The organism is Gemmatimonas sp., assembly GCF_044344655.1.
Lineage (GTDB): Bacteria > Gemmatimonadota > Gemmatimonadetes > Gemmatimonadales > Gemmatimonadaceae > Gemmatimonas.
This window is the reverse complement of record NZ_JBIJCN010000069.1, coordinates 1-10,055: the sequence shown is the minus strand read 5'-3', so window position 1 is coordinate 10,055 and position 10,055 is coordinate 1. Positions and strand designations below refer to the sequence as shown.

Genomic DNA, 10,055 nt, shown 5'->3' with positions numbered 1-10,055 from the left:
TGATAGATTGCGCCCATGAGCGCTCCCTTCCGATTGCAGGCTCCATTTGCCCCGGCCGGCGACCAACCGCGGGCCATCGGCGAACTCTCGGCGGGACTGCGCCGCGGTGACCGGCATCAGACGCTGCTCGGCGTCACAGGGTCCGGCAAGACGATGACCGTCGCCAACGTCATCGCCGAGTGGGGGCGCCCCACCCTCGTGCTGTCGCACAACAAGACCCTGGCGGCGCAGTTGTACGGGGAACTCAAGTCGTTCTTCCCGAACAACGCGGTCGAGTACTTCATCTCGTACTACGACTATTACCAGCCGGAGGCCTACGTCCCCTCGAGCGACACGTACATCGAGAAGGACGCGAGCATCAACGAGGATATCGATCGGCTGCGGCTGCGTGCGACCAGTTCGCTCATGGAACGCGACGACGTGGTGATCGTGTCGACGGTATCGGCGATCTACGGCCTCGGGGATCCCGTGTCGTATCGCGAGCGGATGGTGTCGCTCACCCGGGGGCAGCAGATCCCTCGCGATGAGATCCTGCGTGCGCTCGTGGGGATCCAGTACCTGCGCAACGACGTGGCATTCGATCGGGGCACGTTCCGCGTGCGCGGCGACACCGTGGAGATCTATCCGGCCTACGAAGAGCAGGCGGTGCGGCTCGAACTCTGGGGCGACGAGATCGAGCGCATCTCCAAGATTGATCCCCTCACGGGGGACACCATCGCCACGCTGGAGCGTATGGCGATTTATCCCGCCAAGCACTTCATCACGAATCGACCCACCATCGAACGCGCAGCGGCGGCCATCAAGGACGAACTGGCCACGCGTCTGGCGGAGCTGCGCATGCAGGGGAAGCTCGTGGAGGCGCAGCGCCTCGAGCAGCGCACCAATTTCGATCTCGAAATGCTGTTCGAGATTGGCACCTGCGCCGGCATCGAGAATTACTCGCGTCATATCAGCGGTCGGCTGGCTGGCGAACGTCCTGCCTGCCTGCTCGACTACTTCCCCCAGGATTTCCTCGTGGTGGTGGACGAGTCACACGTGACGTTGCCCCAGGTGCGAGCGATGTACAATGGCGACCGCGCGCGCAAGCTCACGCTGGTGGACTATGGATTCCGGCTGCCGAGTGCCCTCGACAACCGTCCGCTGGTATTCGACGAGTTCATGCAGCTCGTTCCTCATCTCATCAACGTGTCGGCGACGCCGGGGGAACTCGAACTCACCCTCAGCGAGGGCGTGGTGGTGGAGCAGGTGATCCGCCCCACCGGCCTGCTCGATCCGGTCCTGGAGATTCGCCCGGTCAAGGGACAGGTCGATGACCTGTTGCATGAAATCCGGCAGCGCGAGCGCAAGGGTGAACGTGTTCTCGTTACGACACTGACGAAGCGCATGTCGGAGGATCTCACCGACTACCTCCAGCAGATGGGGGTGCGGGTGCGCTACATGCACAGCGACATCGATGCCATCGAGCGCATGGAGATCGTGCGTGGACTCCGGCTGGGAGAGTTCGATGTGCTGGTGGGCATCAACCTGCTTCGCGAAGGCCTCGACATGCCTGAGGTGTCGCTGGTCGCGATCCTCGATGCGGATCAGGAAGGGTTCCTGCGGAGTGACCGGTCGCTCATCCAGACCATCGGTCGCGCTGCGCGCAATCTGAATGGCATGGCCATCCTGTACGCGGATCGGATCACCGGGTCGATGCAGCGCGCCATTGACGAGACCACCCGTCGTCGCACCATCCAGCACGAATTCAACCTCGCGCACGGGATCGTTCCCAGAGGCGTGAGCAAGAGCGTCGACGAGGTGAAGTTCATCACGCGCGTCGCGGATGCGCGCGTGGAGCGTGAGGGTGAGGTGCCGGCACCGAAGAAGTTGCCGGCGGAGGCGGTGGCGCGGTCGCGCGAGGAACTCGACCAGTTGGTGGGCGAACTCGAGGTGGCCATGCGCGAGGCGGCCGGTGCCCTCGACTTCGAAGCGGCGGCGCGTTTGCGCGACCAGTTGTTCGAAGTGCGGACGGCGCTTGGTCAGGCACCGGCGCAGGCCCGAGGGAACGCCGTTGCTCCCAAGCGACCGCCCGGCAGTGCGCCCCTGCGGCATTCGGGAGGCAAGCGTGGGCGCTGATCACGGCAGGGAACTGGCGTACCTGCTCTCGCGTGGTGCGCCGAGTACCCCGGACCGCGACACGCTCGACCGATGGGGGCGCGCTGTCGGTGCGGCGCTCGAGCGACCGGCAGTCGTGACGCTTGAGGGGGACCTCGGCGCCGGGAAGACCACGCTGGCACGTGCACTCTCTGCGGGGCTCGGTGTCGTTGATCTGCGGGCGGTCACCAGTCCCACGTTTTCTCTGGTGCAGCAGTACGCTGCCCCCGCCGGGGCGGTGGTCCATGTGGACCTGTACCGGCTCCGCAGCGATGCCGAGCTGGAGGCGCTGGGGTGGGATGAACTGGTGGCCACCAGTTCCGTGCTGCTGGTCGAGTGGCCGGAGCGTGCACTGGCGACCCTCCCGGCGCATACGATTCGCATCACCCTCGCCCACGACAATGCCGATCCGGCACGGCGACGGCTCAAGGTGATCGCACCAGTGCTGCCCTGACCGCTGCGTCGGCGTCGTGATCGTCGAGTGGGGTACCGTCCGCCGTGCGCGACCCTGGCTGGTGGGTGGTCCGGTGCCGTGGGCAGTCGCATCGCGCAGGGGGAGTTGGTAGAATCCGTGCGTGCTGAACCTCTGGTCCAACTCCGTCGTCCTCGCGCTCGAGGCGTCCACCGCCGCGGGCTCCGTGGCATTGTGGGTGCATGGGGTGCTGGTCGGCGAGCGCGACGTCGTCATGGGCGTCGGGAGAGAGGATCGTCTCTTCCCGGCCATCCAGTCGCTGCTTGCCGACGCCGCGCTCGATCCGTCGGCGATCGGCGCGATTGTGTGCGGCGAAGGGCCCGGCAGCTTTACCTCGCTGCGCATCGCTGGCGCGCTGGCCAAGGGGCTGGCCCACGGCGTGAAGTGTCCGCTGTACGCTGCCCCCTCGCTGCTGATCGCTGCTGCGTCTGTTCCGGCAGAAGCCCCGGCGTTCGGCGCCGGTGCTCGCGGGGTGGTGCATGCGGATGCCCTCCGTGGCGAGTGCTATGTGCTGCCGGTCGAACGCGGGGGGGACGGGGTCGTGCGCGCGGTCGGCCCATTGGCCCGTCTGCAGGGCAGCGCGCTACGCCAGCAGTTCCTACCTGAGGAGCGGGTGGCGCTGGGCGCCTCGCTCGCGTGTCCCGACGACGTCAGTGTGTCGCCACACGTGTCGATGCTGCCGAACGCGACCGGTGAGTGGCAGTACCAGCCGGTCGACCTTGCCACGTGGGAGCCCACCTATGGCCGCCTGGCCGAAGCGCAGGTGAAGTGGGAGGCGACGCACGGTACACCTCTCCCAAGCCGGTGATGACCGGTCGGATCAGGGAGGGATGGTGACCGTCGACCGCGGTGACGGCATGCAGGTGCGGACGATGGTGGAGGCGGACGTTCCGGCAGTGGCCACCATCGAGGTGGCAAGCTTCAGCGACGCCTGGCCGGGGTCGGCGTTCGACGAGCTGCTGCGCTGTGACTACGCGCGCCTGCGGGTCGCGGTGTCCGCCTCCGGAGAGGTCGTGGGGTACTGCGTGCTCACCCGGGCGGCCGACGAGGGGGAGATCGCCAACATCTGTACGGCCCCAGCCGTTCGCGGTACGGGGGTCGGCGGTCTCCTCCTGGACGATGCGCTCGGAGCGGCCGACGCCGGGGGGACGGAGTCGGTGTACCTGGAGGTGCGGGTGTCGAACGCCGCCGCGCGCGGACTCTACGAAAGCCGTGGATTTGCGCCCGCGGGGCGCCGCCGAGGTTACTATCAACAACCGACCGAAGACGCGCTCGTGCTTCGCCGGGCTCGGCCTCAGCCGGTGCCAGCGCCCGGCGCGTAGGAATGGCCCAATGCCCGAGCAAGTGATGACGCAGTTGTCAGGCGTCCTCTGTACCTTCCCCGTCGTTAGACATCACTTCGCAGTTCATCAGCAATTCGAGGAGGCATCGTGAGCCGCAGCCTGAACAAGGCCATTCTCATTGGCAACGTCGGGGGAGAGCCCGAAATCCGCACCGTCGGCACTGGCGGCCGCGTGGCCACGTTCTCGCTGGCCACGGGCCGGCAGTGGACCGACCAGAGCGGGAACAAGCAGGAGAAGACCGAGTGGCATCGCTGTGTCGTGTGGAACAGCGCGCGCGGCAGCGGCCTTGCCGACGTGGTGGAGAAGTACGTCAAGAAGGGTGAAAAGGTGTACGTGGAAGGCGAAATCGAGTACCGGCAGTGGCAGGACAAAGAAGGGCAGACCCGTTACACCACCGAGATCAAGGTCAAGGAGCTGATGCTCCTTGGCGGTCGTCAGGGTGGCGGCATGGGCGACGACATGGAGGCCGCGCCGCGTCGGCAGGCCGCGCCATCGGCACCGCGTAAGGCCGCTGCGCCAGCTGCCGGTGGTGACGATTTCAATGACTTCCCGGGCGCCCTCGAAGACGAAGACGACGACCTCCCGTTCTGACGGGACATCCCGCAGCACCTGAACGGCCCGGCTTTGCCGGGCCGTTCTTCGTTTCCGGGCGCGTCGGTGAGGCCGCCGATAGTCGAGACCCGCGGGGGGCGGCCTTCCCGTTACCGTCACGCCGCGCGCGCGTCTCCCTCGTAAGCACTCCCGACTCTTCTCTCTCGAGGTCTCCAAATGTGCGCTGCTGAACGGGCGCCAACCTGCGCCGCCGTCACCATGGGTCACATCGCCGGCTTGCTCCTGCGCCTTGGTCTGGCGGTCATTGCCACACTGGCCTTGGTGCTCGTTTGGCGTCCCTCGGTCCTGCGCGCTCAGTCGCCACAGGACTCGGCCGTCGGCAAGCCGGCCGCCACGGCTGCGGTCAGGCCCCACACGGTGAAACCCGGGGAGACGCTCTGGTCGCTCGCTGCGCGCTACTACGGCGACGGCCAGCAGTGGCCAGACCTCGCCCGCCGCAACGGCATTGCCATCACGGGGACTCCGCTCCTCCGCGTTGGCATGCAGCTCACCGTCCCCGTCCGCCCCGCCATTCGCGGGACGATGGCCGCCGAAGTCTCGGCGATCCGCGCGCCCGCTACGCGCGTGGTTGCTCCGGACACCTCGCTGGCCGACCGCCTGCCGCCGGCCAGCCCGATCTTGAGCGATCGAGCTGTGCGCCGCACCGGGCTCGTGCAGCAGGAGGATCAACTGCAGGCGCGCGACACCAGCGATGCGCTTACGGTCTTCCATCGCGACCTTCCCGATGCGGCAGAAGCCGAGCGCCGGACCCGGGCGGTACTCCGCCCCAACACCCCCACGCCTCGCCAGGCCGAGTTCGATGCCGCACCCTGGATCGTGCCGGAGGCGTCGCTGGCGCACACCGGCCGGATCATCGCGCGGGTGGGGTCTCCCGTGTCCAATGGCAACGCCTACCCGCAGCGCGCCATCAAGACGGATCAGGTGGAGATCGAAGCGGCACGAAATCAGCGCTACAAGGTGGGGGACGTTCTCGTTGCCGTCGTGGCGACCACGACCTTCGCCGACGGGCAGCGCTTGCTGCTGCCCACCGGCGTGATAGCCGTGGTGAAGGCAGAGCCTGGCGCGCCGGCGCTCGGTCTCGTGCGGCGCCAGAGCGGGCGGATCGAACAGGGGCAGATGCTGGTGCCGGCGCTCGCCGACCGTGGGGCATGGGTGACCACGCAGAAGCTCGCGACCCCCGACGTGTCGACCACCGTGAAATGGCTTGATGACCACGAGGTCCTGCCCACCCTGCAGAGCTTTCTGGTCCTTGCGGCCGGGGCCGCGCAGGGCCTCAAGGCTGGTGACGAGGTGGCGCTCTATCGCGCCGCCGCGAAGGGAACCGCCGAGCATGTGACCGCCACTGTGCGCGTGGTGCGCGTGGAATGCGATCACGCTGCCGCGATCATTACCCGGCAATACGACACCGATGTCACGGTTGGCATGGTGGCGCGCCGGTACGCCAAGGTCCCCTGACCGGCACAGCCCCGTGGGCGGCGGCCCGATGCCGCCTCGGCGCGGTCCGGGGCTGCCCGTTGTGGTTTCGGGATGGCCGGTCGGGCAGTGGCACGCCGTGCGATGTGCGTCACCGACGGGTTGGCACAATCCACGTCAACGCTGTTTCGGCACGCGCCGGGGGCCCCACGCCACCCGGCGCGTGTTTACATTCAGCACTTCACCACTCACACCCAGATTGAGAGGTTGCGCACGGCATGGCGAATTCGGTCCTGGTGACGGGCGGCGCCGGTTTCATCGGCTCCCATGTGGCAGACAGGTTTCTGGCGGAAGGCTGGAACGTCACCATTCTCGACGACCTGTCGAGCGGTCGAGAGGAGAACCTCCCGGCGGCTGCGCGCTTCGTGCACGGATGCATCACGTCGCCTGAGGCCGCGACCCTTGTGCGAACCGGTCGATTCGACGTGATGTGTCACCTCGCGGCGCAGATTGACGTGCGCCGGAGCGTGCTTGATCCCGTCTACGACGCCACCCGCAACATTCTCGGCACACTCAACCTCATGGAGGCGGTGCGCGCTGGGGGTCATCCAACGCGCACCGTCTTTTCCAGCACCGGTGGTGCGCTCTACGGCGACTTCGATCCGCCACCCAGCACCGAAGCGTTCGCCAAGGATCCCGAGGCGCCGTACGGCATCGCCAAGCTCTCGGTTGAGTACTACCTCGCATACTACGGGCGTGTGCATGGGCTCGACACGGTAGCCCTGCGTTATGGCAACGTGTACGGACCGCGGCAGGATCCGCATGGAGAGGCCGGTGTGGTGGCCGCCTTCTGCAACCGGATTCTCGACGGGCGGCCGTTCACGGTGTTTGGCGACGGCGAGCAGACGCGCGACTATGTGTACGCGGGTGATGTGGCTGGCGCCAATTTCGCCGCAGCCACTTGCGCGCTGCCGGCTCGCGGTCGCCTCGATGCACGCGCCTTCAACATCGGTACCGGCATCGAGACGAGCGTGAACACGCTCGCCGAAACTCTGCGCCAGGTGTCCGGGGGCACGACTCCGACCGAGTTTGCGCCGCCACGCGCGGGGGAACTCGCCCGCTCGGCGCTGCAGACGGACAAGGCCCGTTCCGTTCTGGGATGGACGCCGCAGGTATCGCTGGCTGATGGCCTGCACAGCACGTATCGGTTCTTTGCTGATCGGCGCGCGCGGCTCGCCGTGGAGGCCAACTCATGAACGGCATGGCTGCACTCTTTCTCCTCCAGCTGTCCACACAGGACGGGTCGACGGCGTCCCGTTCCATCGTGGCGCTGATCATGGGTAGTGACCCGGTCACGAAGGCGGTGCTCGGCCTGCTGATCGTCCTGTCGCTGTTATCGTGGGCGATCATGTTCTCCAAGTGGCGGACCTTCAGCTCCGTTGAGTCGAGCGGCGCACGCTTCGTCGCCGAATTCGAGCGGGCACGCGGCATCGACGACGCGATGCTGATGGCGCAGCGCGCGAACCCCAGCCCGTTTACGGTGGTGTTCTTGAGGGCGGTACAGTTCCTCAACGATACCAAACCGGCATTGGGGGCCACCCCCGAGCGGACCGCGCGTCTCTCCGGCTCGCAGGTCGAGGCGCTGCGCCTCGTGCTGGATTCACAATCCGGACGTGAGCGTGAGGCGCTCGGCCGGTTCATTCCCTGGCTCGCTACGGTGGGCAGCGTGAGTCCGCTAATCGGTCTTTTCGGGACCGTGCTCGGAGTGATCGAGGCGTTCGAGGGGATCGCGACGAAGGGCTCGGGAAACATCGGGGCAGTGGCGCCGGGCATCGCCACGGCACTGATCGCCACCGCCGCGGCACTCGCGGTGGCCATCCCCGCCGCTTTCGCGTACAACGTATTTGCAGCACGACTCAACCGGTTCGACAATGAACTCGAGGGCTTTGGCTCCGAGCTTGTGGCGCTCATGGTCCGCGAAGGGCGGATCTGAACATGCGTCGTGGACGACGGGGGGATCGCATGGGCGTGAACGGCGAGATCAACGTGGTCTCGCTGATCGATGTCATGATGTTGCTCATGATCATCTTTATGATCACGGCCCCCATGATGCAGGGCGGGGTGGACATTGCCCTCCCCTCGGCGGAAGTGAAGCCGCTCGAGCCGAAGAACGGACTGGTGGTGACGGTGAACCGCGCCGGTCAGATCTTCGTTGACGACACCAAGCTCACCTTCGACGAATTCGCGGGCAGCATCAAGGCGCTTTCCGATCGGAAGGGAGGCGGGGGGGTCTTTCTTCGCGCTGATCAGGGGGTGGAGTACGGCGTGGTGGTTCGACTCGTCGCCGCCATGAAGGCCAGGGGGATCACCGAGGTGGGACTCGTGGCGGAACCCGAGGACGCGCGCTGACATGAGCCCCCCGCACCCGGGGTCCATGACGGGGAGCCACGCGCCACTGGGGCGCGGTATGGTGGCGTCGGCCGGTGTCCACGGTGCGCTGCTCGCGCTCGTGCTCTGGGTAGGCAACCGGCCGGAGGCGGCGAGGCCCCCCGTCTATCGCGTGGAGCTGGTCGGACAGGCGGGCGTGCGCCAGGCGGGCGTGGAGAAGCCAACGGAGGAGGCGGCGCCCTCGGCCGACCCCGTGGCCGGTGCGGAGCGGGTCGCCGAGGAGAAGACCGTGCCAGCGCCGTCGAAGGCCAAGAAGGCCATGCCCTCGCCCAAGGCTACGCCGTCAACTGATCGCAGCAAGAAGGGAGGCGCGAAGGCCGAGCCGAAGCCGAACGCAAAGACGTCGACGGCAGCGCCCAAGTCGGGAGCCGGTGCCACGGGCACCAAGGGCGCCGACGTGGCCAACGTGCGCACGGACGGGATCGCCTTCCCATTTCCCGGGTACCTGTCGAACATCGTCCGGCAGATTGCGCTCAACTGGTCGCCGCGGCGGACATCGGCTGCCCTCGTTACGGAGCTCAAGTTCATGATCCGTCGCGACGGGTCGGTTGCGGGGATCGAGGTAGTGACGCGGTCCGGTGACCGGCTTTACGACCTGGATGCCATGGGGGCGATCGAGGCGGTTGGGTCGTCGCGCAGCTTCGGTGCGCTGCCAAGCGGGTGGTCCGACGATGTGCTGGTCGTGTATTTCACATTCGATTACGCGTTGCGCCCCAAGTGAGCCCCGCGCCATGTCACTCTCTTTCCCTCGGTTGATGGCCTGTTTCGCCCCGTTCCGTCGCATAGCGGCCATGCGCCCAGTGGCTGCCGCCCTGGCGGCACTCGTCCTTTCGACCACGCCGGTGTTGCACGCCCAGCCCACCCGCGGCGTGAGTCTCGGGCTGCAGTACCGCCCCGGGGAGAAGACCACGCTGATCGTGCTGCCGATTCGCGGGAATGCCGGCGACTCGCTCACCGCGATCTTGAGTCGGGATGTCGACTATAGCGATCGTTTCACGGTCGTAGGGTCGTCGGCCGCACCGGCCGTGACGGGCGCCATCAACTGGGCGTTGTTCAGCAAACTCGGGGTGGACGGTATCGTGCAGGCCACGGTGCTCCCCTCCGGCTGGCTCAGGGTGGTGCTGCACGATGTGGGGCTCAAGAACGTGCGGAACCAGAAAGACTTCCCGCTGCCCGCGCCGGCGCTTTCGGCCTCGTGGCGGCTCGCGGTGCACGGCGTGTCCGACGTCGTCGAGGAGTGGATCACGGGGCAGCGTGGGATTGCACAGACGCGCATTGCCTTCACCCGCGGCGGACGTGTGTGGACGGTCGACAGCGATGGGGCCAACGTGACGCCGGTGACCCCCAACGGGATGTCGCCCCAGTGGCTCCCGAGCGGGCGGGGCATCGTCTACAGCGTGCTGGACGGGGTCCGCAATCCGATCATGTTCACCGATCTGGCCACCGGTGCCCAGCGGACGGTGGCCAGTGCCCGCGGCATCGAGCACACCACACCGGCCGTGTCGCCGGACGGGCGCACGGTGGTGTACGCCCGCGGTTCGGAGAACGGCACCGACTTGTATGCCCAGCCGCTCGAGGGCGGGGAGGCACGCCGCATCACGGTCGGGCGAGGACGGGCCAGCGCGCAGCCCTCC

11 protein-coding genes are annotated in these 10,055 nt (G+C 67.3%); all 11 read left to right on the top strand.

What is annotated here, in order from left to right; all coding sequences use genetic code 11:
- Nucleotides 1-15 precede the first annotated feature (15 nt).
- Nucleotides 16-2,115, top strand: coding sequence for an excinuclease ABC subunit UvrB (uvrB, locus tag ACIQ51_RS13365; protein WP_396205555.1), 2,100 nt, complete (start codon nucleotides 16-18; stop codon nucleotides 2,113-2,115).
- Nucleotides 2,105-2,587 (top strand): tRNA (adenosine(37)-N6)-threonylcarbamoyltransferase complex ATPase subunit type 1 TsaE, encoded by a 483-nt coding sequence (gene tsaE / locus ACIQ51_RS13360; RefSeq protein WP_396205554.1) that lies wholly within the window; start codon nucleotides 2,105-2,107, stop codon nucleotides 2,585-2,587. The genes uvrB and tsaE overlap by 11 nt, the downstream gene beginning before the upstream one ends.
- A 121-nt stretch (nucleotides 2,588-2,708) precedes the next feature.
- The gene (gene tsaB / locus ACIQ51_RS13355; protein WP_396205553.1) at nucleotides 2,709-3,413 is read left to right on the top strand and encodes a tRNA (adenosine(37)-N6)-threonylcarbamoyltransferase complex dimerization subunit type 1 TsaB; all 705 of its coding nucleotides are present in this window, start codon (nucleotides 2,709-2,711) and stop codon (nucleotides 3,411-3,413) included.
- A 22-nt stretch (nucleotides 3,414-3,435) separates the two neighbouring features.
- Nucleotides 3,436-3,927 carry a ribosomal protein S18-alanine N-acetyltransferase gene (gene rimI, locus ACIQ51_RS13350; RefSeq protein ID WP_396205552.1) on the top strand — a complete coding sequence of 164 codons (492 nt, stop codon included), beginning with the start codon at nucleotides 3,436-3,438 and terminating at the stop codon, nucleotides 3,925-3,927.
- Nucleotides 3,928-4,035: 108 nt separating this feature from the next.
- Nucleotides 4,036-4,539 (top strand): single-stranded DNA-binding protein, encoded by a 504-nt coding sequence (locus tag ACIQ51_RS13345; RefSeq protein WP_396205551.1) that lies wholly within the window; start codon nucleotides 4,036-4,038, stop codon nucleotides 4,537-4,539.
- Between the two features lie 177 nt (nucleotides 4,540-4,716).
- Nucleotides 4,717-6,015 (top strand): LysM peptidoglycan-binding domain-containing protein, encoded by a 1,299-nt coding sequence (locus ACIQ51_RS13340; RefSeq protein WP_396205550.1) that lies wholly within the window; start codon nucleotides 4,717-4,719, stop codon nucleotides 6,013-6,015.
- A 236-nt stretch (nucleotides 6,016-6,251) separates the two neighbouring features.
- A complete protein-coding gene (locus ACIQ51_RS13335) occupies nucleotides 6,252-7,229 on the top strand; it encodes an NAD-dependent epimerase/dehydratase family protein (RefSeq protein ID WP_396205549.1) in 978 nt (325 codons plus the stop codon).
- On the top strand, nucleotides 7,226-7,966 hold the full coding sequence (locus ACIQ51_RS13330; RefSeq protein WP_396205548.1) for a MotA/TolQ/ExbB proton channel family protein: 741 nt from the start codon (nucleotides 7,226-7,228) through the stop codon (nucleotides 7,964-7,966). The genes ACIQ51_RS13335 and ACIQ51_RS13330 overlap by 4 nt, the downstream gene beginning before the upstream one ends.
- 2 nt (nucleotides 7,967-7,968) lie before the next feature.
- Nucleotides 7,969-8,382, top strand: a complete 414-nt coding sequence (locus ACIQ51_RS13325; RefSeq protein ID WP_396205547.1) for a biopolymer transporter ExbD — start codon at nucleotides 7,969-7,971, stop codon at nucleotides 8,380-8,382.
- Between the two features lies 1 nt (nucleotide 8,383).
- Nucleotides 8,384-9,142 carry a TonB C-terminal domain-containing protein gene (locus ACIQ51_RS13320; RefSeq protein WP_396205546.1) on the top strand — a complete coding sequence of 253 codons (759 nt, stop codon included), beginning with the start codon at nucleotides 8,384-8,386 and terminating at the stop codon, nucleotides 9,140-9,142.
- Nucleotides 9,143-9,152: 10 nt separating this feature from the next.
- Nucleotides 9,153-10,055, top strand: a 903-nt coding sequence (locus ACIQ51_RS13315) for a TolB family protein (protein WP_396205545.1), incomplete at its 3' end; no start/stop codon positions are given.

Bases quoted from the DNA above. Each gene is read 5' to 3' on its own strand.
- ACIQ51_RS13335 (WP_396205549.1), top strand. From the start codon at position 6,252: ATGGCGAATTCGGTCCTGGTGACGGGCGGCGCCGGTTTCATCGGCTCC.
- ACIQ51_RS13330 (WP_396205548.1), top strand. From the start codon at position 7,226: ATGAACGGCATGGCTGCACTCTTTCTCCTCCAGCTGTCCACACAGGAC.
- rimI (WP_396205552.1), top strand. From the start codon at position 3,436: ATGGTGACCGTCGACCGCGGTGACGGCATGCAGGTGCGGACGATGGTG.
- uvrB (WP_396205555.1), top strand. From the start codon at position 16: ATGAGCGCTCCCTTCCGATTGCAGGCTCCATTTGCCCCGGCCGGCGAC.
- ACIQ51_RS13340 (WP_396205550.1), top strand. From the start codon at position 4,717: ATGTGCGCTGCTGAACGGGCGCCAACCTGCGCCGCCGTCACCATGGGT.
- ACIQ51_RS13320 (WP_396205546.1), top strand. From the start codon at position 8,384: ATGAGCCCCCCGCACCCGGGGTCCATGACGGGGAGCCACGCGCCACTG.
- ACIQ51_RS13325 (WP_396205547.1), top strand. From the start codon at position 7,969: ATGCGTCGTGGACGACGGGGGGATCGCATGGGCGTGAACGGCGAGATC.